We start from the raw sequence: 14,176 nt of genomic DNA, 5'->3' as shown, positions 1-14,176 counted from the left end.
TATGGCGGTCAAAGCAGCGAAAATCAGCGTGTATGCCTGGGAAGGCACGGATCGCAAAGGTGCGAAAATGACCGGCGAGTTGACCGGTCAAAATCCCGCGCTGATCAAGGCCCAGTTGCGCAAGCAGGGCATCAACCCGGGCAAGGTGCGGAAAAAGTCCACGTCCATTTTCAGTGCTGGTAAGCGCATCAAACCCTTGGACATTGCCCTGTTTACCCGGCAGATGGCGACCATGATGAAAGCCGGCGTACCGCTCCTGCAATCGTTCGAGATCATCGGCGAAGGCTTCGATAACCCGAACATGCGCAAGCTGGTGGACGAGGTGAAACAGGAAGTCGCGGCCGGTAACAGCTTCGCTGCGGCCCTGCGCAAAAAGCCCCAGTATTTCGACGAGCTGTACTGCAACCTGGTGGACGCCGGCGAGCAGGCCGGTGCCCTGGATACCCTGCTGGAACGGGTGGCGACCTACAAGGAAAAGAGCGAAAGCCTCAAGGCCAAGATCAAGAAAGCCATGACCTACCCGCTGGCCGTGGTGTTTGTCGCAATCATTGTGACCGGCATTCTGCTGGTCAAGGTTGTGCCGCAGTTCCAGTCGGTATTCTCGGGGTTCGGCGCCGAACTGCCGGCGTTCACCGTGATGGTCATCGGCTTGTCGGAGTTCATGCAGGACTGGTGGTGGATGATACTCGGCGTGCTGGCTGGGGGGATCTTCGGCCTGCGCCATGCCTTGAAGAATTCCCCGGGCTTTCGCGACCGGACGGACACCTGGCTGCTGAAACTGCCATTGGTTGGCGCGCTCATGTACAAGTCCGCCGTGGCCCGATACGCCCGCACCCTGTCGACGACGTTTGCCGCCGGCGTACCACTGGTCGAAGCCCTGGAGTCAGTAGCGGGCGCGACCGGCAATATCGTGTTCAAGCGAGCGGTGTTGCGCATCAAGCAGGACGTTTCGACCGGCATGCAGCTGAATTTTTCCATGCGTACCTCCGGTATCTTTCCGACCATGGCGATCCAGATGACGGCCATTGGCGAAGAGTCCGGCGCGCTGGACGACATGCTCGACAAGGTCGCGAGTTTCTACGAGGCCGAGGTGGACAACATGGTCGATAACCTGACCAGCCTGATGGAACCCTTCATCATGGTGGTGCTGGGGGTTATCGTCGGCGGGCTGGTAGTTGCAATGTACCTGCCCATCTTCCAACTCGGCTCAGCGGTCTGATATGTCCTTGAACGAATTTCTGAGCCTCAACCCGCTGGCCTTTGTGATTACCGCAGGGCTGATCGGCCTGCTGATCGGCAGTTTTCTCAACGTGGTGGTCTGGCGCCTGCCGAAAATGCTCGAGCGTGAATGGCGCCTGCAGGCCCATGACGTACTGGACTTGCCAGCCGAAGCCCCCGGCCCGACCTACAACCTGATATTGCCCCACTCCGAGTGTCCTCACTGCGGCCATCGGATTCGAGTGTGGGAAAACATTCCAATACTCAGTTATCTGTTTTTACGTGGGCGATGCTCGAGCTGTGCAGCGCCGATCAGTAAACGTTACCCGCTGACCGAACTGGCCTGCGGCCTGCTGTCGGCGTTCGTCGCCTGGCATTTCGGTTTCGGCTGGCAGGCCTGCATGGTGCTGGTCCTGAGTTGGGGCCTGCTGGCGATGAGCCTGATCGATGCCGAACATCAACTGTTGCCGGACGTACTGGTGATGCCATTGATGTGGTTGGGACTGGTCCTCAACAGCTTCGGGCTCTTCGTATCACTGCATGACGCGTTCTGGGGCGCGGTGGCCGGCTACATGGCGCTGTGGACGGTGTTCTGGCTGTTCAAGCTGGTCACCGGCAAGGACGGCATCGGTTACGGTGACTTCAAGCTCCTGGCGATGCTCGGCGCCTGGGGCGGCTGGCAGATCCTGCCCATGACCATTCTGCTGTCATCGCTGGTAGGGGCCATCCTCGGGGTGATTTTGCTGCGCCTGCGGGATGCGAAAACCTCGACGCCGCTACCCTTTGGACCCTATCTGGCCATTGCCGGCTGGATTGCCTTGCTCTGGGGTGGTCAAATAACCGGCTTCTATTGGCAGTTTGTCGGTTTGAAATGAATACCCCTGTGGAAAAACCCTGGATTCTCGGCCTGACCGGCGGCATCGGCAGCGGCAAAAGTGCGGCCGCGCAGCACTTCATCGACCTCGGCGTGCACGTGGTGGACGCCGATCATGCGGCTCGCTGGGTGGTGGAACCCGGTCGCCCGGCACTGGCAAAAATCGCTGAGCACTTTGGCCCCGGCGTGTTGCAAGCCGATGGCCAGCTGGATCGTGCGGCCCTGCGCAAGCTGATCTTCGAGGTGCCGGAAGAACGCCGCTGGCTCGAAGCGCTGCTGCATCCGTTGATCGCCGAGGAAATCGCCCATCATCTGGCCAAGGCACAATCACCTTACGCGATTCTGGTTTCGCCGCTGCTGATCGAGTCCGGGCAGTACGCCATGACCCAACGGGTCCTGGTGATCGATGCCCCGGAACAGTTACAGATCGAACGCACCCTGCAGCGTGACCAGACCAGCGAACAGCAAGTCCAGGCGATCCTCAAGGCTCAGTCCAGCCGACAGGACCGCTTGAGCCATGCCGACGATGTGGTGGTCAACGACCGCGACCTCGCCTGGCTGCACAGCGAGGTCGAACGCCTGCATCACTTTTACCTTACTTTGCGTGGAGGCCAGTCATGAGCCAAACCCCGACCGTCGATTGCCCAACCTGTGGCGCCCCTGTCGAATGGAGCCCCGAGAACAAGTTCCGGCCATTCTGTTCGGACCGTTGCAAACTGATCGACCTGGGCGCCTGGGCATCGGAAGAGCACAAGATTCCGGTGCCCCCCGATGCCGAGGATGAGTTGTTCAGCGGCGACTTCGACCCACGTCACTGATCCCGGCCATCAGGGCCGCATAAAGCCATAGTCCTGGCCCTCGTCGAGGTTCTCGGCGAGAAACCGCAACTCATCGGCCAGGTCTTCAATATTGCGCACTGCCTTGCTCTGCTGCACCACTGCACTGAGCAAGGCGCGCAAGCTCAATCCCGGATCGAAGCCCACCTCTTGCGCCACATCCAGACTCTGACGCAACTCCTGCCTGGCCCACTCGTAGACACTCATTTCGATGCTCCTGAAAATTTTCCGAAGCATGGATTCGTCAACGTTTTTTGGATTTGATGTGGATCAAGATTTGGGATCGTCATCTTTCCAGGGCGCCGATAGATAGCGCGTGCGATTGAACGTCTCCAGCCATTCGGGGCAGAACACCACCAACGCGCTGACCACCATGCCGTTGATGAACGCTTCTGGAAAAATCAGCAACCACAGGTAACCGACAAAGTCTTCCAGCCAGTACGGCATGACGAATCGCTCGTCGTACCACAGCAACGTGAGCGTCAGGATCAGGCACAACAAGGCCGACAGCGCAGCGGCAAAAAAACCGGAGCAGAAGATATACACAAAGGGATTACGCGGCTGCGCGCGCTCCACCAGGATGGCGCAGCACTCGGTGACCAGCACCGGTAGCAGAATCAGCAGCGCTCCGTTTACGCCGACAGCGGCCAGGTCCTGACGCCCCAGCAACACCAAGCCCACCTGCGCGACCAACCCGCCGACAATCGCCAACGGCCAATCCAGCAGTAAGGTCACAGCGGTCATGCCGATGAAGTGATAGGACACGCCGGTATCGAAGTCCCGTCGCACCAGCCACAGCATAAACAGCGCGAACACGGTGCCGAACAACAGATGCTGGCGGCGGCTGTCGCTGAACAGTTCGACCCATGGCGCTCGTGCAATTGCCCAGATCAGTGCCGGTATATAGATCAGCCACCCCACCGTCAGGGTTTGGGATGACAGTAACTCGGCACCGATCATGGCTGGGCACACTCCTTTGTCTTACCAGAAGAGAACAGGTCATCAGTCTACACCGCCCTTCGACTTTGCTCTGGAGGGGCGTTTTTACGATTGGGGGGTATATCCGTTGCGACTCTTTGGTTGCGTACATATCCATGACTACGGTAACGGCGGCTTATGGTTTCGCTCTTACAGCGAGTCACTTTCGAAAAGCGCGAAAGTAACCAAAGCGCTTTTGCCCCTTTCGTTCGGTGCCTCGCCTAGGCTCGGCATGCCCTCACTCCGGCATTGCTCCGGGGGCCCGCCGCCATCGGCCATCCATGGCCGGGGGCGGCTACCGCGGCATCCCTGCCGCGGTGCCCCCTGCGCAATACCTGCGTTCGGCCTCTGGGAAAGGGGCGGATAGATCAAGATCAAAAACCAAAGCAACGGCAAGATCAAAAGATCGCAGCCTTCAGCAGCTCTTACAGGGAAACGCGTTCACTTGAAGTCAGGCCGGCCGGTAGGCCGCCTCGCTTTTGCTTTTGCGGTGCACGCCCCCTCGAGAGGCCGAGTGGAGGTTCTGCGCAGTGGGCAACCCGGCATGGATGCCGGGTTAGCCGCCCCCGGCCATGGATGGCCGATGGCGGCGGGCCCACGGAGCAGGACCGGAGCGAGGGCACCCTGAGCCTAGGCGAAGGGCCGAACGAAAGGGGCAAGAGCCTTTGGTTACTTTGGGCTTTTCAAAGTGACTCGCTGTAAGAGCGAAACCGCCAGCCGGCACTACCGCAGAAACGGATATGCACACGATCAAAGACCCAGCGATTGTTACATTCCCTGCAAGACTGAATCAGACCCAGCCCCCTTTATCCCCCACAGGCAAAGACTAAAATTCAGACACTGGAACCCACACAGAGCACAGAAAAATGAAAACCCTGACCAGCCTGTTCCTGACCCTCGCAGCCACCTCGGCCCTAGCCGCCAGCAACGAACCAGCAGCCACCCCGTACAACCCGGCACAGCCACTGGACATCGCCAAGGTCGTTTCAGTGACAGACACCGCAACCGCCTGCGGAGTCGTGCCAGCGACCATGGAATATGTCGACCATCAGGGCCAGACCCATCGCGTGACGTACGAAGTCATGGGCAACTGCACCACCGATCTGTGATCGCCCCGGTCATAACAACTTCCATGTGTAGCTGAGAATCAGGCGGTTCTCGTCGATATCACTGCGGTAGTTGGAGCGCGCCATGGCGTTGCGCACGCGGATCCCGAGGCCTTTGAGGCTGCCGCTTTGCAACACATAGCCGATGTCCAGATCGCGCTCGCGGTCCTTGCCTTCAAACCCCTTGCCGGTGTCGACGTTATTGCCGGTGATGTAACGCACGGTGCTGGTCAGCCCCGGCACGCCGAGGGCGGCGAAGTCGTAGTCGTAACGCGCCTGCCAGGAACGCTCGTCGGCGTAGGCAAACTCGTAGGTCGGCACCTCGTTGCCCAACGGAGTGATGTTGGCAAACACTCGCGGGAAGGCGCTGTCGCCGAACATACCCTGATAGCCGACATAAAACGTGTGACCGCCGCGCTTGGCCGACAGCAAAGAGAAGAACGCCTGGTTGTCGATGTTGCCCAGTAATTTTTTGCCGTCCTCGCGCGAATCGTAATAGCCAAGGTTGGCGCCCAGGGTCCAGTCACCCAACGGCTCGCTGTGCTTGAAGCCGAGAAAGCGCTGGTTGTAGATATCCTCCAATTGCCCGAACCAGGCGCTGACCGAGCTGCGTTTATCATTGAACGCGTAGTCGGCGCCGGCAAAGTTGAAACCATCGCTGCTGACCTGACGCTGGGGTACATGACCGAGCATGGCTTGCATCTTTTCATCTCCAGCCTCGTTGCGCAGGCTGGTCGAACTCAAATGACCGCCCTGTAAGGTCAGGCCATCGATCTCATTGGAGCTGATGCTTGCGCCCTGATAACTGGGCGGCAACAGACGGATATCGCTGAAGGCCAGCACCGGCAGGTTGGGTTGCAGCTCCCCCACCTTCAATTCGGTCTTGGAGTAACGCACCTTCAGCGCGCCCTCCAGACGACTGTATTCATTCGCCGCGCGTCCATCATCGTGCACCGGCAACAAACCGGTATTGACCCGATCCGGGCTGCTGTCGAGTTTGAGGCCGAGCAGGCCAATGACATCTACACCAAAACCGACAGGCCCCTGGGTATAACCGGATTTGACGTTGAGAATGAAGCCCTGTGCCCACTCTTCGGCCTTCGACTGTTTATTGGCCCCGACGATGTCGGAGAAGTCCCGGCTGAAGTAGTAATTGCGCGCTTGCAAGGTGGCGGTGCTGTCTTCGATGAAGCCACCCTCGGCGGCCACCGCACCGGTGGAGAAACTCGAGACGACAGCGATGGACAACACTGAACCGGTTGTTGGAAAAATCTGTTTCATCGTTTTTTCTCTTATTTTTATTGATCGACAGGTTGAAGTGATTCGATTGCGGCGGTTTCGCCGCTAGGGACGGGACGACGGGCGCTTAAAAACAAGTGGGTGACCATGCCGAAAATCAGTCCCCAGAAAGCGGCAGACAACCCAAACAACGACATGCCCGAGGCGGTGGTGAGAAAGGTCACCAGCGCGGCTTCACGATCACTCGGCACCGCCATTGCGCCAGCCAGTGCCCCGGCTATCGCGGAGAACAACGCCAGCCCGGCCAGGGCCGCGATCAACTCCTTGGGAAACGCCGAAAACAACGAAACCAGCGTGGCGCCAAAGATCCCCAGCACCAAATAACAGAGACCGCCCACCACCCCGGCCACATAGCGTTTGCCCGGATTTTCATGGGCCTCGCGACCGGTACAGATGGCGGCGGTAATCGCCGCCAGATTCAGCCCGTGACAACCGAACGGCGCCAACAGCGCAGTGCCCAACGCACTGCTGGCGATGATCGGGCCGGCGGGCGTTGCGTAGCCGCTGGCGCGCAGCACCGCCATGCCGGGGACAAACTGGCCGGTCAGCGCCACCATCACCAGCGGCAAGGCGATATTCAGCGTCGCGCTCAAACTGAACGCAGGCGTGATCCACACTGGCGTGGCCAAACCGATCACCAGCGCTTCGCGGTGCAAATCACCGGCGAGAAACGCGATGGAACAGCCCACCAGCAGCACCATCAACACCGCATAACGCGGCATCACCCGTTTGCAGATCAAGTACGTGGCAAACATCGCCAGCACCAGCTGCGGCTTGCCTTGCAACGAGACGAACAACCCGGTGCCGAAACTGAACAGAATCCCCGCCAGCATCGCCGCCGCAATCGCCGCGGGCAGTTTGCCGATGATCCGGTCAAATGCCCCCGACACCCCGACCAGAAAGATAATCAGGCTGCTGACCAGGTACGCGCCCACCGCTTCGGGCATGGATATTCCCGGCAACAGCGCCACCAGCAACGCCGAGCCCGGCGCCGACCACGCGATGATCACCGGCACCCGGTAACGCAAGCTCAAACCGATGCCGAGCACGGCGCTGCCGATGGAAATCGCCCAGACCCACGACGACAGCACTTCTCGCGAGAGGTGAGCGGTTTCGGCGGCTTGAAAGATGATCACCAAGGGGCCCGCGTAGGAAATCACCGTCGCGATAAATCCGGCGACGGCAGCCGACAAGGAAAAATCCCGGAATAACGCTTTCATGAAACGTCGCCGACAGACCCGCCAGGCGAACCATGGCGCAGGCCCGACAGCGCTTGTTTGACACTGCGCTGACTGCTGATCGCGAACACGGTCATGGCGATAGCGGCCACCGCACCGGGCAAGGCAAACGCCATGAAGTTCAGTTGCAGCGGCAGGCTGATCCCCAGCAAGGCACCGCCCAGCAGCGGGCCGACGATGGCGCCGTTGCGGCCGATGCCCGACGCCCAGCCCAAACCGGTGGAGCGAATGGCCATGGAGTAGAACTGCGCGGCGCAGGCGTACAGCAGAATCTGCGAGCCGATGGTGGTGGCGCCAGCGATGGCGATCAGCAGGTATAACACCGGCATCGGGCTGTTGAAGCCAAGCAAGGTGATCGATACGGCTGCACCGGCGAAGAACACCGCCAACACGCGCGGCAGGTTGAGTTTGTCACCCAGCACACCGCCGCCGACCGCGCCGAAAATGGCGCCGAAGTTGAGCACCAGCAGGAACGACAGGCTCGAGCCCAGGCTGTAACCGGCGTTTGCCATCAGTTTTGGCAGCCAGGAACTCAAGGCGTAGACCATCAGCAAGCAGCAGAAAAACGCCAGCCACAGCATCAGCGTGCGCAGCGCCCGCCCCTCACGAAACAACTGCAACACCGGGGTGCCGCTGCCCTTCACTTCGCTCATGTGCAGCTGATCGCCGGTTTGCGCGATGTATGCCGGATCGACTCGCTGGAGAATGTTGCGCGCCTCTTCATGGCGCCCCTGACGCAGCATGAAACCCACCGATTCAGGCAGGAAGTACATGATCAACGGCAACAGCAGCAACGGCAGCACCGCCACGTAAAACACCGACTGCCAGCCGAAACTTGGGATCAGCACGATGCCGAGCCCCGCCGAGAGCATGCCGCCCACCGAGTAGCCACTGAACATGATCGCCACCAGCGTGCTGCGGATTTTCTTCGGCGCGTATTCGTTCATCAGCGCCACGACGTTGGGCATCACCCCGCCAATGCCCAGCCCGGCAATGAACCGACAGAGGCCAAACTCGGTGGGGTTACTGGCAAAACCGTTGAGCACGGTAAAACCGCTGAACAGCATCACACACAGGGTGATGGCTTTTTTACGACCGATCTTGTCTGACAGCGGGCCGAAAAACAGCGCGCCGAACATCATTCCAAACAGTGCATAACTTCCCAGTGCGCCGGCTTGCAGAGGACTGAGCCCCCACTCTTTCATCAGCATCGGCAACACCACGCCGTAGATCACCAAATCGTAACCGTCGAAAATGATGATCAGGGCGCACCAGAACAGCACCATCCAGTGAAAGCGGTTGAATCGTGCCTTGTCGATAACCTCATGTACGTCAATCTTGCGCATGGCATCTATCTCTTGTTGTTGTTTTTTTAAGAGTCGGTAACGCGGCTAACGTCCGTACAGCCGAGGGTAAAGTCGCCAGGCACGGGGCAATATCCGCTTTGCGCAGATCGCTATCCGTTTTGTGCACCGCCCGGAACCGGGCGTTGGATGGGGATTGTTGTGGGCATGGCGCGATGCGGCCAGTCGTGAGAGCGGCCAACACCGCAACGTCAGCACGTCTATGCTGGACTTACACCGCTCATGCCTTTGCTCCTATCTACAGGAGGAAAAATCAATGGTTCCCACGCCCATTTCCGAGAAGGCTTTCTCCCGAGGTCTGCTCGATGTTCTGATTCGTGCCGGGTTGATTGCCGTTCTGGTGGTTTTCTGCTTCCAGATATTCAGTCCATTCCTCGATCTGATGCTGTGGTCGATAATCCTGGCAATCACCCTCTACCCATCACAAGTCAGGTTCAAAGGCGTGCTGGGAGACAAGGATGGGCTCAGCGCGACGCTGATTGTGCTGATCGCCATCTGCATCCTTATGGTGCCTGCCTATTTGTTGGGAACCTCGATTGCAGACTCCGTGGAACGGGCGATAAGCATGGTCAAAAGTGACAGTTTCCATATCCCCCCTCCGTCCGATGCGGTGGCCAGCTGGCCGCTCGTGGGCAAACCCCTTCATGGCTTATGGACACAAGCTGTCACCAACCTGCCCGACCTGCTACAGAAGTTCATACCGCAAATCAAAGGTGTCAGCCTCTCCCTGCTGAGCAAGCTGGCGGGGGCCGGCATGGGGCTCCTGTTATTCATCTTCGCCCTGATGATTGCCGGTATTTTTTTAGCCTATGGTGAAAGTGGCCACCGCAGCGCAGTGCAAATCGCTTCGCGCTTCTGCGGCCCGGTCAAGGGACCGAAAATCACCGAGCTGTGCACCGCGACCATTCGGGCAGTGGCGTTGGGCGTGGTCGGCATCGCCTTCATCCAGATGCTGTTGATCGGCATCGGCTTTGTGTCCATGGGCATCCCCGGCGCAGGTCTTCTCGCCTTGGCGGTGCTGCTTATTGGCATCATGCAATTACCGGCCACCCTGATTACCCTTCCGGTCATCGTCTACGTCTTCGCGAACGAAGGTGCCAGTACGGCGACCATTGTGTTTGCCATCTATGTCTTCGTTGCGGGCCTGGTCGATAATGTCCTCAAGCCGTTGCTGCTAGGCCGAGGCGTCGATGTGCCAATGCCGGTGGTGCTGATCGGTGCCTTGGGCGGCATGGTCACGAGCGGTATCCTCGGCCTGTTTATCGGTCCCGTGATATTGGCGGTCGGTTATCGGCTGTTCTGGCAATGGGTGGACGATCAAGCGCAAGAACCCGGGACAGACCACCAGGGACCGACCTGACACGTCTGCCGAGGATATCGCCATGCTGTTGAATCTACTCGCCGGTCTCCCCGTGATGCTGTTCTGCCTGCTGATGCAAGCCGTTTTCATAACTATCTGTTTGCGCCATTACGTGCATTTCAGGCATACCCATCCAAATCGTGAATCGCAATGGCTGAATATCCTGTTGCTGTCGATGGTCATGGTGCTGATGTTGCTCGGCAATTTCGTGCAGATCGCCATCTGGGCCACGCTGTTCATGTTGCTCGACGAATTCGACGAATTCGCCACTGCGCTCTATCACTCGGCAGTCAACTTCGCCACGCTGGGCTATGGCGATATCATCATGTCCCCACGCTGGCGTCTGCTTGGCCCACTGGAAGCAGCCAACGGCATCCTGATGTTTGGTGTCTCTACCTCAGTCATGACCGCTGCGGTGATGGATGTCATCAAACACAGCATGGAAAGGCTACAACAACGCGAACACCTATAGGTACGTCAGAAAAAGCAGGTAAGGTTCTATCTGAAGAAATCGCGACAGCCTTTTTTCTTTTGCGACAGACTTTATTATTCAGATCACATTTGAACGCTAAGCTTGGGCCTATGGATGACTCAGATTATTTACGCCTGCTGACCATCGCGGCCGAGCAAGCCAACACGTTCCTTTCCAATGCCCGCAAATGGGAGCGTGAGCGTTGGGTTTGCCAGCGCCTGCTGCAAGGTCTGAACATTCCCTATCGCGCCGACGAATTTGCCCCCGCCGGAGAGCCGCCGGACGTGCTGTTTCGCGACGCGAATTTCGAGGTGTTCTTCGTGCTCGACGAGGGCCGGCGCCTCAATGATGAATGGCGTGATGAGCTGCAACGTCGGCGCAGCGCGTTCTCCCTGAGCCAGCTGGTGCGCCGCGAGGCCAAGCCCCGGCGGATCCCGGCCAATGAATTTCTGCTGAGACTGGCGCCAACCTTGCGCAAAAAAGCCCACAACTACAAAGAGCGCGGTATGGACCTGGGGGATCTGGACATCATCGCCTTCGCCAGCCTCAAGCGCGAAGTGCTGGACCTCAACAGCCACTTTCCGCCCCCCACCGAATACCTGCGCCAGGGCTGGCGCTCATTGTCGCTGGTCGGCCCGACCTTCGCCCGCGTGCTCTTCGCCCACCCGGATGCCCCGGATTTCCTGCGCAGCAACCTGGGGCGCAGCATCGTCTTCGATGTCGGGATCAGCTTGTGAGTCCCGCCACAGATACCGGCAACACTGCACAAGATGGCGCAATCACTGGCCGAATGTTACAAAGCGCAATCGTTCACCCGAACCACATGCACCGTTCAACGCTTGCAGACAATCTGCTGTAACGTCTGCACATTCAGCAACGTCTACCCGACGAGGCCTTTATGACCAGCCGCCTGAACCCCGACGACCAAAAGCATGTCGAAGAGTACCTGCACCTGTCCCAGCACCGAGTCGAGCGCCGGCCTTTCCGGCCGTGGATGCTCCTGGTGGTGGTGTTGGCAGTGACCATTGGCCTGGGCCTGTTGAGCCGACTTATCAGTTACCTGACGCTATGAGCTGCATCGCGCTCGCTCGGGTAATTGCACCGATTTCTTTTAGCCTTGCGAGATATCCCCATGACTCATCGTATTGTCATCGTTGGCGGCGGCGCCGGCGGTCTGGAGTTGGCTACCCGTCTGGGTAAGACTCTGGGCAAGCGCGGCACGGCCAGTGTGATGCTGGTCGACGCGAACCTGACCCACATCTGGAAACCGCTGTTGCACGAAGTGGCCGCTGGATCGCTCAACTCTTCCGAAGACGAACTCAACTATGTTGCCCAGGCAAAATGGAACCATTTCGAGTTCCAGCTGGGGCGCATGAGCGGGCTCGATCGCACACAGAAGAAAATCCAGCTGGCCGCCACCTACGACGACGCTGGCCTTGAACTGGTACCCGCGCGCGAAGTGCCTTACGACTCGCTGGTGATTGCTGTCGGCAGCACCACCAACGACTTCGGTACTCAAGGCGCGGCGCAACACTGCCTGTTCCTCGACACCCGCAAACAGGCCGAGCGCTTCCATCAGCAACTGCTCAATCACTACCTGCGCGCGCACGCCGGACAGACCGACACCGTGCAACAGATCAGCGTGGCCATCGTCGGCGCCGGTGCCACCGGGGTCGAACTGGCAGCGGAACTGCACAACGCCGCCCATGAACTGGCCGCTTATGGCCTGGACCGGATCAAGCCGGAAAACATGCACATCACCCTGATCGAAGCCGGGCCACGGGTTCTCCCGGCGCTGCCGGAGCGGATCGGCGGGCCTGTGCATAAAACCCTGGAGAAACTCGGGGTCAACGTCATGACCAATGCCGCGGTCAGCGAAGTGACCGCCGACAGCCTGATTACCGCCGACGGCCAGGTAATCAACGCCAGCCTCAAAGTCTGGGCCGCCGGGATTCGTGCGCCGGGTTTCCTCAAGGACATCGATGGCCTGGAAACCAACCGCATCAACCAGCTGCAAGTGTTGCCGACCCTGCAAACCACCCGCGACGAGAACATCTTCGCCTTCGGTGACTGTGCGGCCTGCCCGCAACCGGGCAGCGACCGCAATGTGCCGCCGCGTGCCCAGGCGGCCCACCAACAGGCTTCGTTGCTGGCCAAATCGCTGAAACTGCGGATCGAAGGCAAGGCCCTGCCGGAATACAAATACACCGACTACGGCTCGCTGATCTCGCTGTCGCGGTTTTCGGCTGTGGGTAACTTGATGGGCAACCTGACCGGTAGCGTGATGCTCGAGGGCTGGCTGGCACGGATGTTTTACGTGTCGCTGTACCGCATGCACCAGATGGCGCTGTATGGCGCGTTCCGTACGGCGATGTTGATGCTGGGTAGCAAGATTGGGCGTGGGACCGAGCCACGGCTCAAGCTGCACTAAATTTTCGGCGTCTATCAGGGCCCATCGCGGGCAAGCCACGCTCCCACAGGATCTGCGTCGTACGCAAATATGCGGCCAACAAAGATCAACTGTGGGAGCGTGGCTTGCCCGCGATGCAGGCGCCTCGGTCTAACCTGTGAACACTTCTGTGTCTCACTGTATCTCCCCCACGATTGCGCCCCTTCGCTTACAAACTCCCCCCTTGCGCGACACAGTAGCGATACACCGCGCCCGCTAAATAGCCACACCCGAGCAAGGCACCGCCTGCTTCGGTCATCGCCGCACTTGCGTGGCGTCCTTTATCGAACGGTTGTGTCGTGCAACCCAGGAGATTTGTAATGTCCCGTACCACTACTCTCGGCAAAAACACCGTTGGCCTGCTCGGCGCTGTCCTGGCCGGCGGCCTGATGTTGTCCGGTTCCATATTTGCCGCACAGCCACTTACCCAGGGCTACATGGTCGCCTCGGCCGAAACTTCGGTAAAAACCCCAGAAGGCAAATGTGGCGAAGGCAAGTGCGGCGATGCCTCGATGGCCAAGACCGACACCGATGGCGATGGTCAGGTGTCCCGTGCGGAGTTCCTGAAAGTGGCGCCCAAGGCAGACTTCGACAAGATCGACACCAACCACGATGGTCAAATCTCGGAGCAAGAGGCTTTCGATAACGTGAAAGCCAACTACGAAGCCAATGGCAAACAAATGCCAAAAGGCTTGTTCGAGCACCTGAAAGACAACAGCTAAGTCTGCGAAGACTTAGCCCTGAAGAGGCAAGCCCTGCTTTTCCACCGATGAGCAGGGCTTTTTTTGTCTGGCGGATTTACCGAAAGCACCGGCCCTGCCCTGCGCTTCGGTTGCACTGGAAGCAATCTGCATTTGTTCGAGGCAAAAAAAATCCCCGTATCTTTCGATACGAGGATTTTTAATATGGTCGGGGTAAGGGGATTCGAACTCCTGACATCCTGCTCCCAAAGCAGGCGCGCTACCGGACTGCGCTATACCCC

General features: G+C 59.1%; 16 protein-coding genes. 11 read left to right on the top strand and 5 right to left on the bottom strand.

Annotation, left to right across the window (positions count from 1 at the left end):
- The first annotated feature begins 1 nt into the window (after position 1).
- Genes AC1RL4_RS27845 through yacG form a run of 4 tightly spaced genes read left to right on the top strand, consistent with a single transcriptional unit; the run spans position 2 to position 2,910 of the window.
- On the top strand, positions 2 to 1,219 hold the full coding sequence (locus AC1RL4_RS27845; RefSeq protein ID WP_019582872.1) for a type II secretion system F family protein: 1,218 nt from the start codon (positions 2 to 4) through the stop codon (positions 1,217 to 1,219).
- A 1-nt stretch (position 1,220) separates the two neighbouring features.
- Entirely contained in the window at positions 1,221 to 2,093 is an 873-nt protein-coding gene (locus tag AC1RL4_RS27840) for a prepilin peptidase (protein WP_019582873.1), read from the top strand.
- Positions 2,090 to 2,713 (top strand): dephospho-CoA kinase, encoded by a 624-nt coding sequence (gene coaE, locus AC1RL4_RS27835; protein ID WP_026286732.1) that lies wholly within the window; start codon positions 2,090 to 2,092, stop codon positions 2,711 to 2,713. The genes AC1RL4_RS27840 and coaE overlap by 4 nt, the downstream gene beginning before the upstream one ends.
- Positions 2,710 to 2,910, top strand: coding sequence for a DNA gyrase inhibitor YacG (gene yacG, locus AC1RL4_RS27830; RefSeq protein WP_007938961.1), 201 nt, complete (start codon positions 2,710 to 2,712; stop codon positions 2,908 to 2,910). Before coaE ends, yacG begins: the two co-directional genes overlap by 4 nt.
- Positions 2,911 to 2,919: 9 nt before the next feature.
- Here yacG and AC1RL4_RS27825 read toward each other — a convergent pair whose 3' ends face one another.
- Positions 2,920 to 3,135 (bottom strand): hypothetical protein, encoded by a 216-nt coding sequence (locus AC1RL4_RS27825; RefSeq protein WP_007938959.1) that lies wholly within the window; start codon positions 3,133 to 3,135, stop codon positions 2,920 to 2,922.
- A 63-nt stretch (positions 3,136 to 3,198) separates the two neighbouring features.
- Complete coding sequence (locus AC1RL4_RS27820) at positions 3,199 to 3,888, bottom strand: energy-coupling factor ABC transporter permease (RefSeq protein WP_028940362.1); 690 nt, start codon at positions 3,886 to 3,888, stop codon at positions 3,199 to 3,201.
- 884 nt (positions 3,889 to 4,772) lie between these two features.
- Between AC1RL4_RS27820 and AC1RL4_RS27815 the strand changes: the two genes are divergently transcribed.
- Positions 4,773 to 5,015: a DUF2790 domain-containing protein gene (locus AC1RL4_RS27815; protein WP_028938888.1), complete on the top strand. Its 243-nt coding sequence runs from the start codon at positions 4,773 to 4,775 to the stop codon at positions 5,013 to 5,015.
- A 9-nt stretch (positions 5,016 to 5,024) separates the two neighbouring features.
- Here AC1RL4_RS27815 and AC1RL4_RS27810 read toward each other — a convergent pair whose 3' ends face one another.
- Genes AC1RL4_RS27810 through AC1RL4_RS27800 form a run of 3 tightly spaced genes read right to left on the bottom strand, consistent with a single transcriptional unit; the run spans position 5,025 to position 8,895 of the window.
- Complete coding sequence (locus AC1RL4_RS27810) at positions 5,025 to 6,293, bottom strand: OprD family porin (protein ID WP_096479534.1); 1,269 nt, start codon at positions 6,291 to 6,293, stop codon at positions 5,025 to 5,027.
- A 17-nt stretch (positions 6,294 to 6,310) separates the two neighbouring features.
- Positions 6,311 to 7,531 carry a benzoate/H(+) symporter BenE family transporter gene (locus AC1RL4_RS27805; protein ID WP_019581247.1) on the bottom strand — a complete coding sequence of 407 codons (1,221 nt, stop codon included), beginning with the start codon at positions 7,529 to 7,531 and terminating at the stop codon, positions 6,311 to 6,313.
- Positions 7,528 to 8,895: an aromatic acid/H+ symport family MFS transporter gene (locus AC1RL4_RS27800; protein ID WP_204125672.1), complete on the bottom strand. Its 1,368-nt coding sequence runs from the start codon at positions 8,893 to 8,895 to the stop codon at positions 7,528 to 7,530. Before AC1RL4_RS27800 ends, AC1RL4_RS27805 begins: the two co-directional genes overlap by 4 nt.
- Before the next feature lie 274 nt (positions 8,896 to 9,169).
- Here AC1RL4_RS27800 and AC1RL4_RS27795 point away from each other — a divergent pair, with 274 nt between their 5' ends.
- From AC1RL4_RS27795 to AC1RL4_RS27770, 6 genes are all read left to right on the top strand, one after another.
- The gene (locus AC1RL4_RS27795; protein WP_230173160.1) at positions 9,170 to 10,273 is read left to right on the top strand and encodes an AI-2E family transporter; all 1,104 of its coding nucleotides are present in this window, start codon (positions 9,170 to 9,172) and stop codon (positions 10,271 to 10,273) included.
- A 22-nt stretch (positions 10,274 to 10,295) separates the two neighbouring features.
- Entirely contained in the window at positions 10,296 to 10,745 is a 450-nt protein-coding gene (locus tag AC1RL4_RS27790) for a potassium channel family protein (RefSeq protein WP_018930176.1), read from the top strand.
- Between the two features lie 110 nt (positions 10,746 to 10,855).
- Positions 10,856 to 11,482 (top strand): DUF1780 domain-containing protein, encoded by a 627-nt coding sequence (locus tag AC1RL4_RS27785; protein ID WP_007938395.1) that lies wholly within the window; start codon positions 10,856 to 10,858, stop codon positions 11,480 to 11,482.
- Between the two features lie 161 nt (positions 11,483 to 11,643).
- The gene (locus AC1RL4_RS27780; protein WP_032830895.1) at positions 11,644 to 11,817 is read left to right on the top strand and encodes a DUF3094 domain-containing protein; all 174 of its coding nucleotides are present in this window, start codon (positions 11,644 to 11,646) and stop codon (positions 11,815 to 11,817) included.
- A gap of 60 nt (positions 11,818 to 11,877) precedes the next feature.
- Entirely contained in the window at positions 11,878 to 13,176 is a 1,299-nt protein-coding gene (locus AC1RL4_RS27775) for an NAD(P)/FAD-dependent oxidoreductase (RefSeq protein ID WP_019581250.1), read from the top strand.
- Between the two features lie 338 nt (positions 13,177 to 13,514).
- Positions 13,515 to 13,916 (top strand): HvfA family oxazolone/thioamide-modified RiPP metallophore, encoded by a 402-nt coding sequence (locus tag AC1RL4_RS27770; protein ID WP_493120605.1) that lies wholly within the window; start codon positions 13,515 to 13,517, stop codon positions 13,914 to 13,916.
- The last annotated feature ends 260 nt before the right edge of the window (positions 13,917 to 14,176 follow it).

The sequence above is a fragment of the Pseudomonas sp. GW822-FHT07A10 genome (genome assembly GCF_058798795.1).
The sequence above is the reverse complement of the archived record's forward strand: the minus strand, read 5'-3'. Positions and strand labels throughout refer to the sequence as shown.